Origin of the sequence: uncultured Rothia sp. (genome assembly GCF_963507905.1) — a bacterium.
GTDB lineage: Bacteria > Actinomycetota > Actinomycetes > Actinomycetales > Micrococcaceae > Rothia.
On the sequence record NZ_CAUOUU010000014.1, the window covers coordinates 34,076 to 56,083 of the forward strand.

General features: G+C 56.5%; 22 protein-coding genes. All 22 read left to right on the forward strand.

All coding sequences use genetic code 11. The features are described 5' to 3' along the window. Window positions 1-42: 42 nt before the first annotated feature. The 22 genes from RQ593_RS08320 to RQ593_RS08425 all read left to right on the forward strand — a co-directional run bounded on the left by RQ593_RS08320 (window position 43) and on the right by RQ593_RS08425 (window position 21,990). Complete coding sequence (locus RQ593_RS08320; RefSeq protein WP_311450322.1) at window positions 43-618, forward strand: hypothetical protein; 576 nt, start codon at window positions 43-45, stop codon at window positions 616-618. A gap of 17 nt (window positions 619-635) precedes the next feature. Then, on the forward strand, window positions 636-3,203 hold the full coding sequence (locus RQ593_RS08325) for an ATP-binding protein (RefSeq protein WP_311450323.1): 2,568 nt from the start codon (window positions 636-638) through the stop codon (window positions 3,201-3,203). Window positions 3,204-3,243: 40 nt separating this feature from the next. Further along, window positions 3,244-5,193 carry a hypothetical protein gene (locus tag RQ593_RS08330; RefSeq protein WP_311450324.1) on the forward strand — a complete coding sequence of 650 codons (1,950 nt, stop codon included), beginning with the start codon at window positions 3,244-3,246 and terminating at the stop codon, window positions 5,191-5,193. A 151-nt stretch (window positions 5,194-5,344) separates the two neighbouring features. After that, entirely contained in the window at window positions 5,345-5,842 is a 498-nt protein-coding gene (locus tag RQ593_RS08335) for a hypothetical protein (protein ID WP_311450325.1), read from the forward strand. Window positions 5,843-6,321: 479 nt separating this feature from the next. Next, window positions 6,322-6,810 (forward strand): hypothetical protein, encoded by a 489-nt coding sequence (locus RQ593_RS08340; RefSeq protein ID WP_311450326.1) that lies wholly within the window; start codon window positions 6,322-6,324, stop codon window positions 6,808-6,810. Between the two features lie 78 nt (window positions 6,811-6,888). Continuing rightward, window positions 6,889-7,575 carry a hypothetical protein gene (locus RQ593_RS08345; protein ID WP_311450327.1) on the forward strand — a complete coding sequence of 229 codons (687 nt, stop codon included), beginning with the start codon at window positions 6,889-6,891 and terminating at the stop codon, window positions 7,573-7,575. Between the two features lie 319 nt (window positions 7,576-7,894). Then, entirely contained in the window at window positions 7,895-8,449 is a 555-nt protein-coding gene (locus RQ593_RS08350) for a hypothetical protein (protein ID WP_311450328.1), read from the forward strand. Window positions 8,450-8,647: 198 nt separating this feature from the next. Beyond that, window positions 8,648-9,670 carry a hypothetical protein gene (locus tag RQ593_RS08355; protein ID WP_311450329.1) on the forward strand — a complete coding sequence of 341 codons (1,023 nt, stop codon included), beginning with the start codon at window positions 8,648-8,650 and terminating at the stop codon, window positions 9,668-9,670. A 178-nt stretch (window positions 9,671-9,848) separates the two neighbouring features. Further along, window positions 9,849-10,481: a hypothetical protein gene (locus RQ593_RS08360; protein WP_311450330.1), complete on the forward strand. Its 633-nt coding sequence runs from the start codon at window positions 9,849-9,851 to the stop codon at window positions 10,479-10,481. Window positions 10,482-10,687: 206 nt separating this feature from the next. Continuing rightward, window positions 10,688-11,632, forward strand: a complete 945-nt coding sequence (locus tag RQ593_RS08365) for a hypothetical protein (protein ID WP_303964844.1) — start codon at window positions 10,688-10,690, stop codon at window positions 11,630-11,632. Window positions 11,633-11,802: 170 nt separating this feature from the next. Then, window positions 11,803-12,516, forward strand: coding sequence for a hypothetical protein (locus RQ593_RS08370; protein ID WP_311450331.1), 714 nt, complete (start codon window positions 11,803-11,805; stop codon window positions 12,514-12,516). 171 nt (window positions 12,517-12,687) lie between these two features. Further along, window positions 12,688-13,752: a hypothetical protein gene (locus tag RQ593_RS08375; RefSeq protein ID WP_311450332.1), complete on the forward strand. Its 1,065-nt coding sequence runs from the start codon at window positions 12,688-12,690 to the stop codon at window positions 13,750-13,752. Window positions 13,753-14,008: 256 nt separating this feature from the next. Then, window positions 14,009-14,599, forward strand: a complete 591-nt coding sequence (locus tag RQ593_RS08380) for a hypothetical protein (RefSeq protein WP_311450333.1) — start codon at window positions 14,009-14,011, stop codon at window positions 14,597-14,599. Window positions 14,600-14,829: 230 nt separating this feature from the next. Then, window positions 14,830-15,885 (forward strand): hypothetical protein, encoded by a 1,056-nt coding sequence (locus RQ593_RS08385; RefSeq protein WP_311450335.1) that lies wholly within the window; start codon window positions 14,830-14,832, stop codon window positions 15,883-15,885. A gap of 254 nt (window positions 15,886-16,139) precedes the next feature. Continuing rightward, window positions 16,140-16,985: a hypothetical protein gene (locus RQ593_RS08390; protein WP_311450336.1), complete on the forward strand. Its 846-nt coding sequence runs from the start codon at window positions 16,140-16,142 to the stop codon at window positions 16,983-16,985. Window positions 16,986-17,229: 244 nt separating this feature from the next. After that, the gene (locus RQ593_RS08395) at window positions 17,230-17,463 is read left to right on the forward strand and encodes a hypothetical protein (RefSeq protein ID WP_311450337.1); all 234 of its coding nucleotides are present in this window, start codon (window positions 17,230-17,232) and stop codon (window positions 17,461-17,463) included. Between the two features lie 191 nt (window positions 17,464-17,654). Then, entirely contained in the window at window positions 17,655-18,128 is a 474-nt protein-coding gene (locus RQ593_RS08400; protein ID WP_311450338.1) for a hypothetical protein, read from the forward strand. Between the two features lie 211 nt (window positions 18,129-18,339). Beyond that, on the forward strand, window positions 18,340-18,567 hold the full coding sequence (locus RQ593_RS08405) for a hypothetical protein (RefSeq protein ID WP_311450339.1): 228 nt from the start codon (window positions 18,340-18,342) through the stop codon (window positions 18,565-18,567). 173 nt (window positions 18,568-18,740) lie between these two features. Further along, window positions 18,741-19,166: a hypothetical protein gene (locus tag RQ593_RS08410; protein WP_311450340.1), complete on the forward strand. Its 426-nt coding sequence runs from the start codon at window positions 18,741-18,743 to the stop codon at window positions 19,164-19,166. A 190-nt stretch (window positions 19,167-19,356) separates the two neighbouring features. After that, window positions 19,357-20,244, forward strand: coding sequence for an ArdC-like ssDNA-binding domain-containing protein (locus RQ593_RS08415; protein WP_311450341.1), 888 nt, complete (start codon window positions 19,357-19,359; stop codon window positions 20,242-20,244). Between the two features lie 177 nt (window positions 20,245-20,421). Beyond that, window positions 20,422-20,805 carry a hypothetical protein gene (locus tag RQ593_RS08420; RefSeq protein WP_311450342.1) on the forward strand — a complete coding sequence of 128 codons (384 nt, stop codon included), beginning with the start codon at window positions 20,422-20,424 and terminating at the stop codon, window positions 20,803-20,805. 462 nt (window positions 20,806-21,267) lie between these two features. Next, on the forward strand, window positions 21,268-21,990 hold the full coding sequence (locus tag RQ593_RS08425) for an exonuclease domain-containing protein (protein ID WP_311450343.1): 723 nt from the start codon (window positions 21,268-21,270) through the stop codon (window positions 21,988-21,990). The last annotated feature ends 18 nt before the right edge of the window (window positions 21,991-22,008 follow it).

The following is a 22,008-nucleotide window of genomic DNA, read 5'->3' on the forward strand; positions in this document are numbered from 1 at the left end:
CGCACTTGATGCTCACCACCTGACACTTTGAAAGGAATCGCAATGAATTTCGATGATGATCTGCGCGTCGGAAAGTTCTACACTCGCGGGTTGAAGATTCCGACCCTGGTGGGACGTTTGACCGACGGCACCCGCATCTGGGGCGGACCCTATACGATCCCGCAGCTGGTCGTCGGTGTCATCGCCCTGATGATTCTGTGGCAGGTGGTGAGCCGGTTCCTCTCAACCGGGTTCATCATCACGGATGCGGCGCTCATCCTTGCTGGTGCCTGGGGCATCACCATTGCCGTGGGCAAAATCCCTGAGACTCGACGCAACCTTTTTTACATGTCCGCATCCTCTGCCTCGGCAGTTTCAGCGCCGAAAAATGGCACCTTTCGGGGAGCTCCGTTCAAGATTCGTCAGCCTCGTTTGTATCGCCCCTTCAAGACAGAAGAGGAAAGCATCAAAGTCTTTGAACAAGCGCAGCAGGCACGACTTCGTGCTTGTCAGCAGTTCCTCGCCTCGCAGGGGGCAGAGCCCCAACCTGTGACGCAAAAGAACCCGGCCCCATCCACCACGACGGCGAACCGTCGTTCCACCCTAGAAAACATCATCGCCGCACGGCCCAAAAACTAACGACAGGAGAGCGAAACATGGCAGCATCGACCCGGAAAAACCCCCTGCTGTGGGGTCGTGAAAACATCTTCGTCACCCAGCACGGTATCGCCCACGCCATCTACGCGCTGACCGGTTTGCCCTATGGGTTCGCGCTCAAGGAAGACAAAATCGCCGCCCGCGCCGCTCACCAGTCCCTGTATCAGCGTCTGCACGGCGAATACACCATCTACTCGCTGATTGCTGACACTGACCCGCTGTCCATCATCAAATCCATGACCGAAGGCATCCACCTGCCCGATTATCCCGGCTGGGTGAACGAGACGAAGCTGACGATGGAAAAGCTAGAGAATAGCCCTTCCGGCGAGCGCATGTTCTTCATCACGTTCCCTCTGTCGACGTGGTCGCAGCCGGTGAACCGGGTGAAGGATTCTGTCTGGGCTGCTCATCAGCCGGTGCAGTCGCATTTGGGTCTTCCGGTGGTTCCTCCTTCTGATGAGATGTTCGGTCGGTGGAAGAGGCGTGCGCGTGAGCTGTCGATGCGTATTCCTGTCGCTTTCAATCCGGTTCCGGTGTCGATGAAGGCGGTGCAGTGGATTTGGGATCATGCGCAGATGCGTGGAATTGGTACGGAGGATCCTTACCCGATGGATGCTCGCATCACTGCGGAGAACCGTGCTGATGGGTGGGTGAATCTTCGGTCGTTGCCTGAGCCGCTGCTGGATGAAGCTGGTATGTCTGATGTGGATGGTGTTTCTGGTCGTGTTGAGGCGTTCAAGCGTCGCTATGTGAAGGTGGAACATCCTTTGGGTGCTCCGACCTATCAGGCTCAGATGATTATGTCGGCCACCCCGGTCGGTGGTTTTGTGTTCCCCGGCGGTGAATTTTTGGAGGCGGTCAATAAGCTGCCGGTCGATTGTGAATTTGTTCTGCGGGTGAAGGTTCAGTCGAAGCATAAGGCGAATCAGGATAGTGCCCGTAGTGAGAGCAATATTGAGGATCAGCTGTTCCAGCAGGATGGTTCTGGAAATAGGATTTCTGGTGGTCTGTCGCAGTTGGCTCAGGCGAGTAAGCTTCTGGAAGAGTTTGTGGAGAGTCTGAATGCCTCGGAGCGTGAGGTGAAGGTCAGTGCGTCGATGATTTTTTCGGTCAGTGGTCCGACTCCTGAGCTGGTGGAAGCACAGGCTAATGAGGTGCAGACCTTTTTCGGTGGTAGTGAGTTCGTCCTGGACGCGCCCGTGGGAGATCAGCGTAGCCTGTGGTGGGATATGCTGCCGGGAACGATGGCCTCCAGCATCACGAATGAGTTGACGCAGATTACTACCGGATACGATTTCAGTATTGGTGTGCCGTTGGTTGAGACTCAGCTGGGTGAGAACCATGGTTTCTTGATTGGTGAGAACTTGTCCTCTGGGCGCAACACTCCGGTTTTTATGAGTCCTGGTGGGAATGCTGAGGCTAACCGTTCGGGTTCCTTCGGTGCTGTGGGTGATCTCGGCTCGGGCAAATCGGCATTTCTTAAAACTGTTGCTGCGCACACTATTAACCGCGGTGGACAGGTGATTGCTGTGGATAATTCGGAGAATCAGGAATGGGCCAAACTGGCTAAGGCAATGACCGAAGTCGTTGTTCTTGATTTTGAGAACCCCCAGTATTCTCTTGATCCGATCCGCAATAGTGACTCTCCCGAAGAGGCGGCCCAGCAGGTCATGGACTTGCTTTCGATGCTTTTTGGGCTGAACGCGTTCACTCCGGTAGGTGCTGCTATTGACAGCGTCCTCAATCCCGAAAATAACCCGTATTTTGAGAAAATCACGTCCATGTCAAAGCTGCGTGATGCGCTGGCAAAAGGTCGTGGTGTGCCGGATAACCTCATCGAGGGTGCACAAGAGGCGGCGGTGAAGATTGACATCTTGTCGCGCAAGAGGCACATGAGGTATCTCTTCGATGACTCTTTGCCTGTGTTGGATTTGGATGCCCCGGCGATCATCTTTGCGACCCACGGCATGGATCTACCGTCAGAGAATGACCTTTCCACCGCTGAGATGCGTGCTCAGATGACGCTGACCAAGAAAATTGGTTACGCGACGTATGGCCATATTGCGGCTATTTCTTATCAGCTGGCGACGCACGATGATTCCCGTGAATCAATTTTCATTGTCGATGAGGCAGCCCACCTGACGGCCTCTCCTGAGGCCTGTCATCGAGTGGAACAGTTTATTAGTCGTGGTCGAAAGCACAAGGCTGCTATCGGTCTTGGCTCGCACTCGGCTCTCGACTTTGGGTCTGCTAAGCTGCGCAGCCTGATTTTGCACCGCTTCCTCTTCCGCACTGCGGACCAGGACTTGGCCAATGTGAATTTGTCCTGGTTGCAGAAAGGCTACGATACGGCTGAGTACCGCGACCTTCTGGCTGGATTGTCTCCAGAGGAGGAGGAAGAACGTCGTGGTGAGTGCATTTATCGTGACGTGAAATCGCGCATCGGAAAAATTAAGATTCAGCTGCCGTTGGATCCGAAGACTCGTCAGGCAACGTTGACTACTCCCCCTAGCACGATGAAGAAAAAGCAACAAGTATTTGCTGACCGTTCTCTCGTTGAGGCGTAGGTCTTCAACATATTCTTCTTTATTCTGATTGGAATTTCCCATGGTTTTCTCGTCTTTGAAGGCTTACCGGAGCCCTTCTACTGTGGTGGCGCAGTGGTGGCTGTCCTTTGCCGCGCGCAGGCCTCGTGCTGCTCTGGCGGTGAAGATCATGGTGATTTACCTGCTTCTTGCGGCGGTCACTGATCCTGTCGTGCATGCCGATGAAGGGAAGAAGAGCAGTGGCGATGCGTTCACCCTCTTTCTGGACACCTCGAACCTGAAAGATAAAGATGGCATTGAGCTCAGCCGCTATTCAACGCTACCTTTGGACCGTGGCGATGCCATGACCTTCAGCAAGACGGTTGTGGCGTTCTTCATTGATTTTCAGTGGGGTGCCCATTTCGGGATGATTGCTCTGGCTCTGTCTCTGTTGCACTATGTGTTGTCGTTTCAGTGGCTGGATTGGATCCTTTCACCGTTCATGTTTATTGGGGCGCAGGTTTCGCCTCTGATGGAGCGGATGCACATCCAGCCGATGATTCTGACGATTGTCGCTGCGTTCTTCAGCTTGTTCTTTTTCGTGCTGCATATGCGCGGGGCAGCTACTGCGGAGCTGGCGATCATCCTGACGATTACCACGCTGATTTCTGGGTCCGCCCTGGCGAATCCCACTGCAAAGCTGCGCGACCATCAAGGTGACGACGGAACGAAGCAGACAGGTTGGCTCCTCAATGCCACGACGTGGGGATCAGATGTTGCCACCGACATCTATTTTCACGACAAGAAGAGGGCTCAAATTGAAGCCAGCGGCATGGGAACAGGGCTGACCAATCAGAAGCCTGAAGACATCATCACCCGCTCGTTAGCGTCGGTGCTGATCCGTGAGCCGTTCCAGGTCGTGAGCTTTGGACAGAACCTGGATGGCAAGTGCAAAAAAGAATTCGACTCAATGCTGCGGGATAAGGACTACCGAGATGTCGCCAGCAATGATCGAAGGGACGCTATCACAGGATCTAGCGGATGCTCGGACACAAAGAAATGGGTCGATAACCCAAACTTTTATCGAGCCGTTCTGCTGGCCACCTACACACTGGGCGCTCTCTCTCCGCTTTTTCTCGTGGCGGTTTTCATTGGCCTGATTTTTAAAGCGGTCTTTGATGCCTGCGTCAATGGCGTCTTGGCAACCGTGTTCGCCTGGTATGCGATGCTCCCCATGGTTGATCGTTACAGGTTCTTCGTCAGAGTTGTTGGCACGTTTTATGCTTCCATGCAGTGCGGCGCCCTCATTGGCATATTGATTTTATATCTGTACGTTTTGGAACAATATTATGAGGCCACGCGGGATTGGGCACCCATCCTTCGGAGCATCATCATGGCTGTCTTGGTCTTCATCCTGGCGAAAAAGACCTGGGCATATTTCCGAGACCATGGGCTGGACGGCAGTGCGCTGGCAGAACGTCTCTCTCGACTTGGTCTGAAAGGTGCCAGCGCAGCTGCCCCGGTGAAGTTCGCTGGAGCTGCCCCGGCATTCTCCGCCAAGGCAATTCAGGCAACCGGAATGGGTGCTGGTGCGAGCGCTTCACACAGCGGTGCTGTGGAGAAGGCTTCTGCTGGCTCTCAGAAGCGCGGCTTGCTTGGGCTCGGAGCGGCCCGGTTCAAGAAGGGTGCGGAGCAGCCAGCCTACAGCCAGGGCGGTGTGCCGCAGAATCATGCCGCGATGCGACGCTACATGGGTCCTGCTCACAGCCAGTACTACAAGGATGGGAAGAGGATGCAGCGGCGGGGCAAAATGCTCAAGCGAGCAGGTACGTTTGCGGCCTTTGTCCCTGGCTCTTTCGTCCCCGGTATGGGCATGCGTGTGGCGGGTACGGTGATGGCTCGTCGGGGTCAGCGCCGCATGATGACCGTCGAGCGACGCTATGCGTACCCTTCCTTCAGTATCAATGATCAGCTCAGGCATGCAGAGGAGAGCTCAAAGAAGGGCGAGAAGAAGAAAAAGGAGAGGGACTAAGGGGGTCCTCTCTTTGATTCCTGATTGAGGATGTGGGTCTGGCGGGTGACTGCCGGGCCCGCAGCCTTGTACCCCACCTCCCTTTCCTCGTATATGTGTACTAAAGAGATATACTGGACAATACAACCACCCCTACGACTTGGAGACCATTATGAGCTCTGCCAATACCCCTAAAAACTTCACCCTCTACCGCCTGATGCGAGCGCAGCTGAGCGCTGCCGTGGGTAAGGTTCGTGATCGTGGTGAGGAGGGTGCGTCTCAGGCGGTGATGGTGCTGGTGTTGGTGCCGGTTTTCTTGTTTGCGATGGGTGTTTTGCTGGTGGATATGGGCCAGAAGAATTCGGCTCAGTCGCAGGCTACGGGTGCGGCTCAGTCGGTGGCTCGTATTGCGACGGCTGCTGGTGCTGCCGATTACGGCAATATTGATCGGGGGCGCATGATTTCTGAGGGGAATGCGGCTTTGAGTTCTTTGGGTATGACCGGTAGTATTTCGGTGGATGATGCCAGTGGTACGGTGACGGTGCGGGCGTGTAAGAGTGCTCCGACGAAGTTTGCGTCTCTGGTGGGTGTGCGTGAGGTGCAGGGTTGTTCAGAAGCGCGTGCTTCGATGTACACTTTGGGTAACGACGGACAGAAAATTAAACTGTAGGTCGTGTGGTTGTGGTGGCGTGCCATGTGTCCTGGTGAGGGTCATGGTGCGCCGCCTCTTTTTGTGCCCAAGAAAGTGTGTGATGGTCTTGTAGCTTTAGCTGCAGGGCCTTTTTCTGTTAAGGGCGGCGGGGTGTGCCCTTATATATATGGTGTGCGGGAGGTATTGGGTATCAAATGTCCCCCTGGGTGTGTGAGCAGATTGTGGGGCATAAGGGGGTGGGTACAAAGAAATCCGGCTAGAGCTTTCATGGCTCTAGCCGGATTGAAGATTCCTAAGATATGTCTTACCGACATGTGGTTTTTAGTGTACCGGCGGGTGGTTGTAGGGGACAAGGGGTGGGGTGGAAGAGTGTGCCTCATTCTGATTTAGGAAAGGGACAAGACCTACGATTCATCCGTAGTAGGGGATGAGGGGAGCCTACAGTAAGGGGCATAACAACACGACACGTACCCCGTGTAGCCCTAAGGAGGCCCACCATGACCACCCTTTACACCCGCATCTCGGATGTTAAGGCCTATGTTGCAGATGCCCTGTCCAGCTCGGAAGGGTTCTACGACTACGACGGCATCGCCGAAGAAATCAGTGAATGGAACGAAGAATACGATGCAGACGGTCACCTGCTGCTGAACCGCCGTGGCTTCAAGATTCGTGAGGACATCGACTTCTGGGAGGTCGTTAGCCGCCACGACGTGCTGGAAGATCCGACCCTGGCCCTGGAATGGGTGCGCCGCTCGGCCGCGTCCACTAACCAGATCCCGTATGTGCATCTGACCTGTGCGGATGAAAACGGTGAAGATGTCCCCGCTGAGCAGAAATATAGCGGCAAGGGCTGGAGTCTGCCGGACTGGTACGCCGAGGCTGAAGGGGAAGACTTGACGCTGATTGAGCCGTACACCCGAGCAGAGCAGAAGCTGATTGACCAGTTCAATCTGAAGAAGGACATTCCCGTTCGTGACCTGACCTAAGGGTGCGGTATTGTAGAGAGCGAGTTATAAACCGTTTAGGAGGACCCCTTCAGATTCTGAATCTGGAGGGGTCCTTTTTTGCACACGCAGCAGATGACCGCCAGTACCACATGCGGCGGCTTCAGCTGTCACACTGAAGAGGAAGAAACACCGTCGAAAGGAAAAGCCATTATGGATGTCACCTCAGACTTTGAAATGAGGCTGCTTCACCACACAGAGGAAGAGCCTTGCCTGTTCCGCCCGCACCTGGTACGCAGTGATGATGCGTTGCGGCGGTTCTCTCATGCCCCTGATGGGTGGATGGACAACCTTGCCTCGGTCATTGATCAGGTGGAAGGAATCGAGATGCCGCTACGGGGCAGCCTCATGCAGGCGTGGAAGGCGTCTGAGGAGCTGATGCGAGAGGTCGCTGAGCGTTTCAGGCAGCTAGGATTTCATGTTGGCTCGCATGAGATTCAGGACTATGACGGTATCCCTTTGGGGTTTAGGGTCTCTTTGGATCCCACGGAAGAGTCGGTCCGTCAGGGGCATACGGTGACCACACCTCAGCGTCCGAAAAAGGACGTGATGGTGCAGTCACGGAACCCCCGGGGTGATGAGTACATCCCGGCAGGTCAGATCATCGTGGATGAGAAGGCAGCCTGGAAAGTAGAGCGCGTGGAGCGCATGTACGTTGATGAAGACTTGGCCTGCATCGGCTACCTCTCCGATTGGGAGCGCAAGCACGTGTTCGTCCTTCATGTGTCGTATACCTTCAGGAGCTGACCGCCGCGCAGATTGATGATCTGCAGCGCGCCGCCAACAAGGTGCGGTTCCCGGATGGAGGGGGCATGATTTCACCTAATCCTTTCCGTAAGCTACTGCTGCCCCCGGGCGTTACGCTGCCTGCCGTGAGTAAGGCATAGAGAACCCGCCAGCCTTTGTGGCCGCACCCCATCACCGGGTGCGGCCACACCTTATTTAACACCCCTTACAGAAGGGGTATTTAGGAAAAGGACAAATAGGGAAAAACAGACAAGTGGGGCGGCAATCAGCGAGACGATAAAGGCACAACAACACGACCGAATGAAAGGAATGACGCCCCATGCGTACCCCCTGCCCGAACCCTGTTGAGAACCTGCTTGCTGTTGAGGTTCACGCCCCCAAACTCTGGGTGGCATCCGCCCGCCTGAACGGGCGTGCCGCCGCCGAACTCTTCCCCCTCGACGGCGGGGCATCCACCACCGTGTGCACCGTCGAGGGATTCGCTCACCACATGGCAGAAAAGCTCTACACCCTGGGCATCTTGACCCTGGAAGAGCTTCATGACGTGCCGGTACGCACCGACTGGAGGATTGGCTACGTTTTGTCCTGGGTACGCCGTTTTGGCGTTGAGGTGAGCCTTCGCTCCATCATTGCCGCCATGCCCCCGGTTACCGCTGATACCGACGCTCTGAACCCCCGTAGCGTCTTCGACAGCATCCTAGAAGCCGTCCCCGCCCCCGGATACTCTCAGCTCATCGAGCGAATCCAGGCGAATGTACGCGGCGACCTGGGAGATGCCCACGTACGCTCCGTGCTGATTCGAGAGGGCTTCATCCTCCAGGAACCCACCGCCCTCTCATGCGGCTACCTCATCGGTGACGTGCTGGAAAGCTAATCGGTCAGCCAGGCGGCGCTAGAGAGAGGGGGTCACCCCCTCTCTCTAGTTGCCGCTGCAGCCACCCCATTTATGAAAGGGACAAATAGGGCGAAACCTAAAAAGGCTGCCCCAAATCCAGGAATACTGAAACCATCACCGGAACAAAAGGGAAACGCCCCTAGCCGGTATCCACCGCCTCATGAAAGGACTGACATTATGAAGGCTTCGTATTACACCGACCCGGTACGCGGTAAGGTCTACCGCCGTAGCTACGACACCCTGGAAGAAGCTAAGGCGTACCGTGACGAATTCTACGGCTGGTATCAGGCAGAAGTACCCGCCCCGAATGCACACCTCATCAAGGACGGGCAAGGCTTTGCGGTCGAGATGACCTCCGCTCAGCTGGCACGGCTTCTAAAGGACCTCTCCACAGACGTTCGAGCAACCAACCCCGAAAAGGTGCGAGATGTCCGTTTCCTCTGGGCACGTGAGACCTACACCGACCCCGATAACGGCATGGAACGAGACGGTATCGTCTACGCCCTGGGCTTCCTGTGGAAGAACTTCTACACCGGCGGGCTCCGCTGGGAATCCATCGTCTCAGACGTCTACGACGCATGGAAGGGTCCGGAATCCATTCCTGACGCCTCCACCCGCGCCACCTGTGAACAAACCCTCATGGACTGTCTGCACGACGGAATGCGCCGCCACACCCTGCACCCCGCAGAAGTGACGCTCAGCCCGCAATACCGCCGCCTCATCATCAAGGAAAAGGAAAACACCCTCTCGCTCACCTACCGCTACCCGGACAGCGAATGGGTCACTGAAGACTGGAACTACCCGACCCGCGAAGCCTTCGCCCGCCATCTTCTGCTTCTGGGTGAAGAACTCGCATACGGAAACACCGCAGTTGCTGACAGCTCACCCTTCGCCCGCCGCGTCAGCTGGCTCAGCGAGCGCGGGTACTTCACCCCCGCCATGAACCCGCTGGAGCCTGGAGATGATGACGTGGCACGGTTCTGTTTCGAGGTTCTGACGGGTGTGAAGAAGGTACACACCGACCTGTACGTGCTTCAGGATGAGGGCGGGCGCAATGTTCAGCGTGTCGCTCAGGGGGCGGTACAGCTTGGTGATGGTGCAGGGGTGAAGATGACCTGGGTGAAGGCACGGCGGGTCATGGATGAGGCGAAGATGGGACCGTGGCCTCATGTGTTGAAGATGGTACCTGCTGAGTCCTAGCCGACGGGGGTGACCCGGGGCGGGCGGCGGTGCTAGAGAGGGGGTCACCCCCTCTCTAGCACCGGCGCAGCCACCCTATTTATGGAAGGGACATACCTGTCAAAACTTCAGTAGAGGGCTCTAAAAATCGGGATAGTAGAGGTATCAGAACAGCACTGAACATCAGGAGGAAGAGAAGATGTGTCGCCCCGAATTCACCCCCGAAGCCATCGGACGCACCCCGCGCCACAAAAGCGGCGTGATCGCCACAGGAGTCTGGAAGGGTGAAACCTACCGTGTCAATGTCTACGATTCGCTCAGTGATTTTGTCGAAATCGACGGCACCGCATGGGAACCACAGTACGCCGTAGCTCTCCAAGGCGAACCGCACAGCTGCCTGGAGGGCTGGTGGAAGACCAAGGCTGAGAGGGAACAAGTGCAGGTAGTGCGTTCGCTGATCCGTGAGTGTGGGTTAGAGTGTGCAACCCGTGTTGTGCGTGATTTGTGGGATGCGCAGGCGGTCGGGTTTGTTGCTGCTGATTCCCCGTGGGGTGAAGTGCGTGGGGTGAGCTTTGGCGCCAATAATGAGGATGAGCACCGGATGCAGGCGCGGGATTTGCTGGAATTTCTCAATGGCGATTGGGCAGATGTTGCCTTGGAAGTGCAGAGGGACGATGACTGGGTGCGTTTGAAGGCTTCGGATATGCCTAATGCTGAGTTCAACGAGGGCGAGGATTTAGGGCAGCTGCTGGAGTCCTTTGAACAGGAGGTGACCGGGCAGTGGTCCCCTGAAGGGTTCCGACTGGCAGATGCCGGTTTGGTAGCTGCTTAGCCCTCGCCTTCCGGTGAAGCACCCGCCCCCCTTGCCTGTGTCTCTGGAGAGCAGCAGGGGGGAGGGGTGGTGCCCCCTATTTATGGAAGGGACATACCTGACCAAACCCAGTGCAGGCAGGCGATTCAGAGGCCATACTGAAAACACAACACACAAGAAGATTCCTAAAATTGTCCACTACCCGACAGAAAGAAGGAGGACCCATCATGGCACTGATGGATCAGGCCCCCGTGGCCGAATTGCAGAAGGATATTGTCACCGACGAGCAGTACGTGCTCACTCGCACCGTGCGTGACGGCTGGAAGAACACCACCTTTGAGGAACCGCTGATTGACGGCTACCAGACCCTCAGCGACATCCTGGCATGGCTGGAAACCGACCCGAGACCTTCCCAGCAACTCTTCATTGAAGACCTGCAAGATTCTGGATTCACCGCCTTCTCAGAAGAGACCAAGAAGCAGCTGGAAGGACCCTACTACCGCTGGTTCACCGATGACGGCCAGTACTGGGACGGAGAAGAAGGCACCGTCACCGCCCTGTTCGATTCCAACTGGAAGAAGGGGGAAGTCGCTGATGAGGACGACCTGGAAGAGATGGAAAAGATGACCTTCCACACCCGCCCCCTGGAGCTGACGGTTGAGAACGTGTTGGCCTACGCCCGCTACGTGTTCGGTGATCAGAGCGTGAAGCTGGTTCCTGCTAAGGAGCACCTGGCAGAGATGATGCAAGAATACGGTTACGGTGAAGAGGACGGCACCGTATCCTACCGCTGCCGCTTCACTCCCATCATGAAGGCAGCCTCTCCCGCCGGTCTGTTCCGCATCGGCCTGGAAGCCGCCCTGTGGGTCTGGGCCCAGGCAGAAGACGAAGAAGGACCCACCTGGCACCGCTTCCGCGACATCTACACCGGCGACGAAGCACACTACGACGCCGTCGAGTACCTGCTGGACGTCCCCGAGCAGATGTGGAAGTCTCCGACTCAGCGCATCGGCATCTCCCAGATGATTACCAGCGACCTGCCTATCCAGGGTGTGCTGGCAGCTGCTGAGCTGGAGCGCCGCTACGGGCTGCCGGAAGATTCCGTGAAGCCTCTGAGTCAGGATGAGCTGGACCGTGAGGTTGTGCTGAGCCGTCGGATGGAAACCCGCTAACGCACCGCAAAAGACCCCGGCACAGCACGAAGTAATCCTACGTGCTGTGCCGGGGTCTTCCCTCTATGCGCCACAGGGTGCAGAGGGAGAATGACGAAATCGGATGCGCCCTGGTCAGCGAGCGCGTACCCTCAAGGTGTAAAGATCAATTCAAGGAGAAGGAGAAAGTGATGACGGCAGAGATTCAGCAGTCGAATCAGAAATACGTGGCAACCGTTGAGGTGTTGCAGCCCAATGGTGAGTGGGTGGTAGTCGCTCGGGCTGTGGATAGTCTGGAGGGTCTGGCTGAGTGGGCTTCAAATGGTGTGGGTGTGGGTAGCTCACGCTCTTTTGATGCTCTCGATCACTTCAGTCCCGAATCCACGATGTGGACGGATGAATGTCATGATTTGGTGACCGACGAAAAGGGTAATGTCGTGGAACCTGCCGATGATATACATGCCCCTTACGGCTACCTGCATTGGGGTGAGGGGGACTACTCGGACGAGGTGCTTGCTGCTAAGTCTAAGGAACTTGCTGACTCTGGTGTTCGTCTGTTGCGCTTATATCCGAGTGTGGGTCAGATTTCTGAGCTGAGCAAGGAATATATTCAGGAGACTATCGAAGAGTCTGATGAATACAGCCTTGTTTTGGCGCATCCTGAGCCTTTGGAGTATTCGGTAGAGAACGTGGCCGCGTATTTCCGCTACGCCTTTGGGCTAGATGATGAGAAGGAACGTCTGACTCTGGCGCCTGCTACCAAAAGTGAGTTTAGGACTATGGATCTTCTCGGGGATTATGCGTGGGCTAATGAATCCGGTGAGCTAAGTGAAGAGGATGCCCAGGACTGGGAGCGAGTGTCTGAGCTGTACTTCCGTCACCCGTATGCTCGAAAGAATCCCTGATCGTAACGGGTTTGTGGGCACCAGTAGAGGGGAGAGTTTTCCCTCTGCTGGTGCTTCTTTTTGTGGGTGGCAGCCTGTGATGTAGCTAAGGGACATGAGCGCCGAATCTGCTTCAGAGTCCTCTGATGTGTCTGATGCTAGAAGCACCTTAGATCAGCACGTCAGGAGGATATGATGCAGAAGAAGAAGAAGGGGAGCGCCGCGTACCGGCGTGTCTTTGGCTCTCTGGAGCAGGCGCGGGAGTTCAGGGATGATTTTTATGCATCCTACGGGGTGCAGTCTCCGGAGCCGGGTACCCATATTCGCCAGGAGGGGGAAGGGTGGGTCGTTGAATTCACCGCCGGTGAGCAGCTGAAGTTCGCTCAGGAAGTCTACCGCAGCCTCATGCTCAACCCTGAGGCAGAGCCCACGTGCGCTTTCCGGTTTGTGTGGGTGAGGCGCCCGGTACCTCAGAAGGACGGTCAGAAGGAGCAGGACTGCATCTTGTTTAACGTCATGATGCGTCTACGCACCTTCACCCCACAGCAGATGAGTTGGCAGCTACTGGCCCTGTCTACCTACCGTGCATGGGATATTAACAAGATTCCTAGCCTTCAGGAGCGGGCCGAGTACGAAGCACAGATTGTTAAGGACTTCCGCATTGGCTCCCATACGCTTGCCCCTACCATGGTTGGGCTGTACCCCGAATATGCAGAGTTCACGGTTGATCCTGAAATGATGAGCATTTCCTCGCTCCGGTACCTCATGCACTATGAGGCGCAGCAGGAACAGGAAAATCTGGTGGATGAGGGCGATGCACAGCGGAAGGAACGGTGGGTTGCCCGCTCCCGCACCCAGTTCAACCGCCGCCTAGTACAGATGGCTGAAGAATTGAGGGCAGGAAACGTGATCATTGCCGATACCTCACGCTTTGCCCGCCGGGTTTCCTGGCTCGAAGACAACGGCTACTTCAACGAAGACACTGGAGCACTCAGCAGCCATAAGGAAGACTACCCGGGGTTCTACGGTGAAGTGCTCAGCGGTCAGCATCAGGTCAGCCTTCAGCTGTACGTGATTCAGCGTTCAGATGGCAGGTACCTGTCCAAGATCAATGACCAGGCCCCGGTTGACCTTGGGTTCGGAGCATGGTTTGGAGACGTAGGGTTGCAGATGACCTCGCTGCGTGCCCGGCAGGTGATGGGCCTGCTCCAGCATGAGGATGTGACGCTCGTGCCTTTCGGCGACATTGAAGACTAAAACATGGTGAGCTTTCAAGGCGCCGGTAGGGGGGCTTCCCTCCGTGTACCGGCGCCTTGTGGTATTGGCAGAAACCTGTATTTAGCAGTGGGACATCAACTCCCGAATATGGGGTAGACCCTTGAATCTACGGGGAAAATAGCGGCATACCCCTACAGATTGGAAGGACGAGATGATGAAGGGTCTTCAGGCACCCGGCAATCGGGTAGAACTTCCCAGGGTGGAGCAGATGTTTTTTGAGAGAAAGGAGTGAACGATGTCGATGACGCTGGTTTTTGTGCTGGGTCCGTTCGTGATGGGTGCTATCTTCTTGGTCATTTGGATGGTTGTAGATGCAGTGGAGACAAAAATGCTACGCAAGGAGCTGAAGCAGCGGAATGAGAAGTACCGCCGCGCCCATCAAGAAACGGTGGTTGTAGAGCCCGTTGATCAGATACTCAAGATTGATACGAACTTCTATACGTACAACGAGTATCTTCGCCGCAACGAGGTTAAGCACGGTACGACCTTTGAGGATGTGCAGCGCCGTAAGCCCAGAGTTGATCTTTACTCGACGGTGGAAGGGGCCAGGGAAGGTCACGAAACAGCCCTTTACTATCATCCCGATGAGGACTACTGGACCGCTTCAGGATGGGACGGAGACCCAACCGGTTTGAAGGCAAGAAGTAGAGGCGTGATTCATGTAGTGCCTTCCGATCAGGGCTACTCGTACACGACGGTCGAGTATTGGCACTACTACCTTTGCCTCAAGAAACGGCTGGAAGAAGAAGGTGCAGCACACGATCACGAACGGTGTGCACGTTCTAATTCGGTGAAGCATATTACCTGGCACATCAAGCAGAACTAGCGCGTGAATGAGGTGGCCTATCCCGTGATGCGGGATAGGCCACCTCATTGTTATCTCATGGGGGGGGAGAGATCAGGGGTGCAGGTATGGCTGCTAGAAGATGCCCTACAGGGGGGCCGCCAGACAGATATTTAGGAAAGGGACAAGCCCTCTTCTTTTCTCGATAGCTGCCTCTACGGGGGAGAGGATAGGGGTAGACCTAGCCCCTAGAAACAGAAAGGATAAGGGCAATGGAAACGATGACCTGCGGCTCTGTGGATTACGAGCGTGTGCGTGCCACATGGAGGTACGAACGCACCGGCGCGGTGTGGAGGATGCGGGCACGGCGTGCCTGGGAAAGCGAGATTAACAGCCCGCTCTACGACCCGATGGCAGGCGCCCGCGCAACGGTGCTGATTGCCGATAACCGCACCGAGGAGCAGTCATCCTACGGTCTGCGTCATTGGTGCCAGAGCCGCGCACAAGAAGCACTGCTGAGCCTGGGCGCTGAGATTGCGGCTCGCTGGGCACGGATTTTCTTGGGGAGCCGGTGCGCTTTCGCCTTCGAGATTGAAGAAGATGTCGAAGGCATCGTCTTTGGCGGCGAGGAAGTACTGGACGCCTCCCTGGACGGCTCTGTACCGCGCATCATGCTCTGCGACGATGCTGATTCTGCCCGGGTACTTGAACGGTACCGCCGGGCGGCGGCGCTTGCCTCCTGCCTGGAAATGGGCAAGGTTGAACACCTCTTCCTGGAGCGTTTCGACACCACCACCCGCTCCTGGGCGATTGAGGAAGAGGCGATGCTGACCAGCTGGGAGGTACTGAACGGCTTCGAGGGCTGGATGGAAGATTGCGACAAGGCACGTGAACAGGTGCAGGCATGGCTGGATGGCGGACGAGAAACCGGACCGGTCACCCTCTTTGACATTGCGCACCCGCAAGGTCTCACCCTGGAAGATGCCATCACCCAGGTAAAGGACATGGCACAGAGGCTCTACCCTTCCACCCAGACGGATACCGTCTTCTTCAGCGATCACGAATTTGAGGAATGGAACCGTGACATGCAGGCATTCTTGAGCACCCACGGCAATAGCCTGCCCTCTCCTGTGGTGCGTGCCTTCTGCATCTGGATGAGCCGCTACGCCCCGCTCACCTCCCGCATGCAGGACAAGCTCAAGGATTGGCGGGTAGACAATCTCGCGGCGGCGGCTCAGGAATTCGCATGGGTCTGCCCGGTCATCGAGGATACCGCCGTCATGGAAGCATGGGCTCAGTACCAGGCACACCTGACCCAGACCGCATAACCCACGCACCCCCTTGGGTGAGCGCTCGCCGCCCCGCCCCGCTCAGCGGCGGCGGCGAGCGCCTGCCAGTCACACAAGGGGTGAGTGTCTGTCGTGCAGCTGAGAAAATCCCCCAAGACCAGGGGAGGGTATAGGGGGTAGCCGAAAAGGAATTTAGGAAAAGGACATACGAGGTCGAATCCCCGCCCTAAGGCCCTTATATGCGATTCTAAAAAGGAAACACCCACCACTTACCGTAGAAGGAAAAACCCCTGATGAGCGCAGCCCGAATCCTCGTCCACGACGTCCCCAAACACCTTCACGAAGCCACCGAACGCTTCAACCCTGAACACCCCGCGCTCACTCTGCTCAAAGATCAGCAGAACAACCCCACCAACTTGTTCTGGGTCTCCGATGAGATGGCAGCTATCGCCGTTGACGCCGCCCAAGCTGAAGATTTCCCCCTCATCGAATCCACCAACAACCTACCCCGGTGGGGTGAAGGAGCGAGCGCCCTGGTCCTGTTCGAGAGAGGCACCGGTATCGAGATCCTAGATTTCTCTGCTGGTCTACCCACAGACGATGACGAGGAGCCCGATACCTTGGTAGCTATCGGTTTCCTGCGTATCCAGCAGACCGTTTATGTCATCGTCAGCTACAGCCCAGAGGCAGGCGACGACTACTACCAGGTAGATCAGGTGATCGAGCTAGAGCAGTTTGCTGCCGGGTTCAAAGGCGCCGCCCTGCTGCTTCAAGCGACCTTCCTGCTGATGGGCGATTCCTCTATCACTGAAGCCACTACACAGAAGGTGAAGGGTAAGAGCCGCCGCAAGCACGGCAAGCGCTACGACATCTACCCTGGCGCGCAGGTGCGATCAGTACGGGTGACCTCCCGCCTGATCCAGGAGAGCACCCCGGCGGCGGTGCTGGAGGATGAGGGGCCTGCTGATCAGCGGCAGCGCTCGCCTTTGAGTCATCAGGTGTTGGTGCGGGGGCATTGGAGGAATGTTCCGTATGGTCAGGGTCGTGCGTTGCGGCGGCATCAGTGGATTATGCCGTATGTGAAGGGTCCGGAGGGTGCTCCGTTGGTGAATCGTCCGTTGGTGAAGACGTGGCGTTAAGTGTGTTGATGTAGGTGCTTTTGGGTCCTGCTTCTCTGCCTGTGAGGTGGAGGGGTGGGGCCCCTTTTGTGTGTGTGCTGCTGTGTGGATCTGGTGGTGTGGGGTGTGATTGGTGGGTGAGTGGAGGGGGTGATTTAGGAAAAGGACAAACAGGGAAAATCCTAAAAATCGAGCCCAAAAAATCGAGATGATAACCATGTCAGCAAAGATGACTGACACCCCCTAACTCTTGAAGGAGAGAATCATGATGGACTGCACCTGTCCCACCTACCGCCGCCCGCACCTGAAGGTCACCAACGAGAAGGGTAGCGCGTGCGTGCTCGTCCGCTCGTCCACAGGTGAGCTTATGGACACGGCGGCTATCCGTCGAGAGCAAGCCCGCCGTAAGACCGTGCGGTACCGCGTAGCGGCGTGTGTACGCCGCTTGTACACCCGCCTAGCCGCTGACCTGTCCGAACGCCTGGACGCTCTGCGATAGGCGACTAGGCACCGCGTCCCCCGCCTGGAGGGTACCCCCCCTCTAGGCGGGGGGGGGCGGGGCGCAGCTCTTTCAGGGGCATTTAGGAAAAGGACAAACGAGGTCAAACCTGAAAACGCCGCCCCAAAAATCGAGATGATAACCATGTCAGCACAGATGACTGACACCCCTAATCCTTGAAGGAGGAAGCCATGAGCACCCTGAGTCCCGTATCCGCATGCCGCGCCCTGAATCACACTGATTCGACGGTGACCTACCCTATCCCCGCCCTGTACCCGTGGATAGCACAGCAGGGCATCTGGGACGCTGTGAAGGACATAGCGCCGGTGCACGGTGAACCATGCTCTGCATGTGTCAGGGACATTACCGAAAGCTTTAACGCTTTGGTACGCACCGGTTCCGGCTCTGATGACACACTCGCCTCAGACATGGCGGCTCTGCTGGGTCTGGAAGCCTCAGAGGTGACCGTGACCGGCTGGGATGATGCCCCGCTCGAATCAGTCACCGTCCCGGTCTCTGTGTCATGGAATGACGCTCTAGAAGCCATGCATAAGGTGTTTCGCGGTGAGGTTCCCTCAGGCGGTTACACATGGGGTGTCGCCTATAAGATGGCGACCCAGGAGATGACCGACCGGGTTTGTGAGGAATGCGGACACGGCGCATAACCCACCCGCCCCGCGCCCGCCTTGCACCCCTCTACGGGGCGGTGCAGGGCGGCGGGTACCCCCCCTAGAAGGGGGGCGGGGCGCAGCGTTCCAGGGGTGATTTAGGAAAAGGACAAGCAATGTCGAAACCCAAAAACGCCGCCCGAAAATCGAGATGATGAACCTGTCAGCACAGATGACTGATACCCCCTAGCTCTTGAAGGAGAGAATCATGAACCGTCATGAAGACTGCACCTGCACCAAGTACCGTCGCCCCCACCTGAAGGTGACCAACGAGAAGGGAAGCGTGTGTGTGCTCGTCCGCTCGTCCACAGGTGAGCTCATGGATACGGCGGCTATCCGTCGAGAGAATGAGCGCCGCAAGACCCTCAGGTACCGCATGGGGGCGCGTGTACGCCGCTTGTACACCCGCCTAACCGCCCGCCTAGAAACCATGTGATAGGCGGCACAGGCACCCACCCCGCCCCCCTTGCTTGGAGGTACCCCTCCAAGCAAGGGGGGCGCAGCTTGAGATTTAGGAAAAGGACATCACTGTCAGAATCCCAGACGCACCCACCTCACCTACGGGAAGATGAACCCACCCCCACCCCCAAGCTCTGAAGGAAAGTAGCCATGAACCCCCACCATCTGATCAAGTCCGCCCTAACCACCCTCAAGAACCCAAAGGTACCCCGCCTAACCGCCCGCTCACAGCAGAGCACCACCACAAAGCAGCCGGCGCACCCCGGCACAGAGCCGCCCGCCGCGCTCGCCGTGGCACCCCGGGCTGCCTTCGTCCGGTTCCTGCACACCCTGATCGAGATGATGGAAGATCCACAGGTGCACACCTTCAGCGGTGATGAGCTTATGCAGAGGCTGCTGAAGGATCCGGCAACACATCATGTGGCCCGTAGCGTCCAGGCGGTCATGATGAGCCGCCGGTGGGTCCTGGAGCATCAAGAGGAAATCTCTGAGCTGATTACCTTCTGGAGGCAATGCCTCAGCACCCACAGCCAGGGCAAAAACCCCGCTGAGAGCAGCCCCCGGGGTAAGCCCTAACGATCTCGATATGGGCTAAAAAGAGAGGGTTTTGAAGCGTCGGAATAATAAATTATTCCGACGCTTCAAAACCATGATTTATAAAAGGGACAATCCCCAAAAAAGATATTTCTGAAACCTCCAAAAACGAGATGATGAACCTGTCGTTACCGACAGGTTCATTTTTCCCCTACCGTAAGGAGGTGCCATTATGGCACGCACCAAGAGCGAGCGCTCACAGAATGTTATCGACACCCTGGAAGTCTTTAATCAGGCGGTGAAGGAATTGCAGTCTACCGACAATTGGCATTCTATGTTGCAGTCTGTTTTTAATTTCCGCCGCTATTCTTTCCAGAATATGGTATTGATTCTTTCCCAGAATCGTTATGCCACCAATTGCGCCGGGTTCAAGACCTGGCGTGAAATGGGGTACACCGTCCGTAAGGGTGAAAAAGGGCTTAGGATTCTTGCCCCCCGTACCGTAATCGTCAAAGGTGATGACGGCAAGCCGGTGACCGACGAAAACGGCGAGACCAAACGCGTTACGTACTTTCGCCAGGTCTCTGTTTTTGACGTCTCTCAGGTCGAGCCGCTGGAGGGCGCTAAGCCCCTTCCTGAAGGGTTCAAGGTGCACCAAGCAGAAACCCCTGAGACCGCCGATAAGGGGCTGTATGAGGCTCTGGAAGCCTTCATCACCGCTCAAGGCTGGAAGGTCGTACAAGAGCCGCTAGGGGCTAATTTGGGCGGCTATACCGACCATAAGGAACGGAAAATTAGCATCAATTCGCTGCGAACTTCCAACCTTCGAGCTTCCACCCTGGCGCATGAAATCGGGCACGCCCTCATGCACGAAGATTTGGACATGGAAGCGTACCACTCCAACCGTGAGAGTTGCCGCTCTTTGGCTGAGACTGAAGCCGAATCCGTCGCCTATGTGGTGACCTCTGCATGGGGTTTGGACGTCTCCACAAAGAACATTCCCTATGTCGCCGGTTGGTCTGCACAAGATGTTTCGGTACTGGCAAAGGCGGCAAGCAACGTTGTGAATACCGCCCGTACCATTCTTGACGCGGTAATTCCCCTGGAGGGCAAGGAATAGGGGTTCCTGTGGTGCCTTTCACCCCCAACCTTTGGTTGGGGGTGAAAGGCACCGAAAAGGGTTATTTAGGAAAAGGACAAGCAATGTCAAACCCTAAAAAAGAAAATCAAAAAATAGGACGATAAAAGCATCAGGGAAAACCCTGATGAACCGCCCTTGAATGATTGGAGAATACCAATGGAAACCACCCGCCCCGCTTCCCTGAAGGATTACCAGGAAAAGCAGAACATTAAGCCGTTCCCCTTTTCTATCCCGGTTTTGGAAATGCCTATCTCACCGGAAGAGGCACGGAAAGAAAACCCCCAAACCGCCGAAATTCGCATGCTGGTCATTGGGCTCAACCGCCCCGTAACGCCCCTACGTAGCTTCGTCGGTGAGGGTGCCCTGATTTTGGCACGTACCCCCGATTGGGAAAGGGTATGCCAGGACATCTACGAAGCGTCCGGAAAAGGCAACATGAGGGGGATGCTAGATGCGCTGTTCCGCTGTGCGGCTGAATACCTTGAGCTGGAGAAGGTCAGTGACATCTTCGATTTCACAGTGCCCATTAGCGAGGCGTAGCCCGGTGAGCAGGGGGGCTAAATCCAGCCGCCGCCCTTCTCTGACCCGCCCCCTGAGTGAGGGGGCGGGGTGGGCACCCCGCCAGCTCCAGGCGCTCACCGTACAGGCACCGGTGACCCTGGCGCCCTAGCCAGCCGATACCACCGCCCGGGGCGAGGCACAGCAAGCTAGGACAGCCCCGGCGGGGCATGAGGCACCCGGGCGGCTCCAGCCCTTGCAGGGGCTCGCCTAAGCACCCGGGGTGGTGCAGCCGAACCGCTACCCCCGAAAAAATTTTTTTCCCTCGATTTTAGGGACTTTACCAAAGGGACAAACCCCAAAAATAATAATTTCTACAAAATCAAAAAATGCACAATAAGAGCATGGAAAACAGAATATGACAATTAACAATTGTCATATTCTGAACCATTTGGGAAATTGATTACATATCATGTCATGATATGTAGAGGAAAGGATTTTAAAATGGCACGTACTTGGTTTGAGAATGGCTATGTTGCCTTCGATACTGAAACGACCGGCGTTCAGGAAAGGGAAGACCGCATCATTAGCGCGTCGTTGCTGTACTACAGCCCTAGCCATGCCCTTGTGAAGCGCCGTACCTGGCTTATCAACCCCGGCATTGAGGTGCCCGCCGCCGCTACCGCCGTAAACGGTCTGAGCACCGAATACGTGCGAGATATGGGCATGCCCGCCGGTGAAGGCATTGCCCAAATCCTGGCGGCTCTGGCACAGTGTGCCCGCTACCGCATGCCCGTCGTTGCCTTCAATGGGTCTTTCGATATGACGGTTTTGCTCCATGAGAGCCGCCGCAATGGTCTGGCTCTGAGCACCGATTTTGCGGACATCTACAGCGGCGGTTTGCGCCTGATTGACGGTCTGACCATGCACCGCAAGGCACACCTGAAATGGAAGGGTCGCCGTAACCTTGGTGCCCTCTGTGAAGCCTATGGCGTGGAGCTTGGAGAGGCGGCGCATAATGCCACCGCTGACGCACGTGCCGCCGCTGAGCTGAGCGTCAAGCTCACCGCTGAGACCCCTGCACTCTTCGAGGTGGACGCGTCGAGCCTGCACGTGGCACAGCGCCAATGGTACGCCGTCCAGATGGAAGACCTTCAGGCGTACCTGAGGGCTTCCAGGGGCGACGAAACCATCACGTGCCACCCTGAATGGCCTGTACGCCGCTAGAGTCTCAGAGCCCCGGCT

What these genes read in the sequence shown, in the direction of transcription:
- RQ593_RS08390 (WP_311450336.1), top strand. Translation starts at nt 16,140, where the DNA reads ATGAGCGCAGCCCGAATCCTCGTCCACGACGTCCCCAAACACCTTCAC.
- RQ593_RS08405 (WP_311450339.1), top strand. Translation starts at nt 18,340, where the DNA reads ATGAACCGTCATGAAGACTGCACCTGCACCAAGTACCGTCGCCCCCAC.
- RQ593_RS08365 (WP_303964844.1), top strand. Translation starts at nt 10,688, where the DNA reads ATGGCACTGATGGATCAGGCCCCCGTGGCCGAATTGCAGAAGGATATT.
- RQ593_RS08395 (WP_311450337.1), top strand. Translation starts at nt 17,230, where the DNA reads ATGATGGACTGCACCTGTCCCACCTACCGCCGCCCGCACCTGAAGGTC.
- RQ593_RS08425 (WP_311450343.1), top strand. Translation starts at nt 21,268, where the DNA reads ATGGCACGTACTTGGTTTGAGAATGGCTATGTTGCCTTCGATACTGAA.
- RQ593_RS08385 (WP_311450335.1), top strand. Translation starts at nt 14,830, where the DNA reads ATGGAAACGATGACCTGCGGCTCTGTGGATTACGAGCGTGTGCGTGCC.
- RQ593_RS08335 (WP_311450325.1), top strand. Translation starts at nt 5,345, where the DNA reads ATGAGCTCTGCCAATACCCCTAAAAACTTCACCCTCTACCGCCTGATG.
- RQ593_RS08375 (WP_311450332.1), top strand. Translation starts at nt 12,688, where the DNA reads ATGATGCAGAAGAAGAAGAAGGGGAGCGCCGCGTACCGGCGTGTCTTT.
- RQ593_RS08370 (WP_311450331.1), top strand. Translation starts at nt 11,803, where the DNA reads ATGACGGCAGAGATTCAGCAGTCGAATCAGAAATACGTGGCAACCGTT.
- RQ593_RS08350 (WP_311450328.1), top strand. Translation starts at nt 7,895, where the DNA reads ATGCGTACCCCCTGCCCGAACCCTGTTGAGAACCTGCTTGCTGTTGAG.
- RQ593_RS08410 (WP_311450340.1), top strand. Translation starts at nt 18,741, where the DNA reads ATGAACCCCCACCATCTGATCAAGTCCGCCCTAACCACCCTCAAGAAC.
- RQ593_RS08325 (WP_311450323.1), top strand. Translation starts at nt 636, where the DNA reads ATGGCAGCATCGACCCGGAAAAACCCCCTGCTGTGGGGTCGTGAAAAC.
- RQ593_RS08400 (WP_311450338.1), top strand. Translation starts at nt 17,655, where the DNA reads ATGAGCACCCTGAGTCCCGTATCCGCATGCCGCGCCCTGAATCACACT.
- RQ593_RS08420 (WP_311450342.1), top strand. Translation starts at nt 20,422, where the DNA reads ATGGAAACCACCCGCCCCGCTTCCCTGAAGGATTACCAGGAAAAGCAG.
- RQ593_RS08330 (WP_311450324.1), top strand. Translation starts at nt 3,244, where the DNA reads ATGGTTTTCTCGTCTTTGAAGGCTTACCGGAGCCCTTCTACTGTGGTG.
- RQ593_RS08415 (WP_311450341.1), top strand. Translation starts at nt 19,357, where the DNA reads ATGGCACGCACCAAGAGCGAGCGCTCACAGAATGTTATCGACACCCTG.
- RQ593_RS08380 (WP_311450333.1), top strand. Translation starts at nt 14,009, where the DNA reads ATGTCGATGACGCTGGTTTTTGTGCTGGGTCCGTTCGTGATGGGTGCT.
- RQ593_RS08340 (WP_311450326.1), top strand. Translation starts at nt 6,322, where the DNA reads ATGACCACCCTTTACACCCGCATCTCGGATGTTAAGGCCTATGTTGCA.
- RQ593_RS08355 (WP_311450329.1), top strand. Translation starts at nt 8,648, where the DNA reads ATGAAGGCTTCGTATTACACCGACCCGGTACGCGGTAAGGTCTACCGC.
- RQ593_RS08360 (WP_311450330.1), top strand. Translation starts at nt 9,849, where the DNA reads ATGTGTCGCCCCGAATTCACCCCCGAAGCCATCGGACGCACCCCGCGC.
- RQ593_RS08320 (WP_311450322.1), top strand. Translation starts at nt 43, where the DNA reads ATGAATTTCGATGATGATCTGCGCGTCGGAAAGTTCTACACTCGCGGG.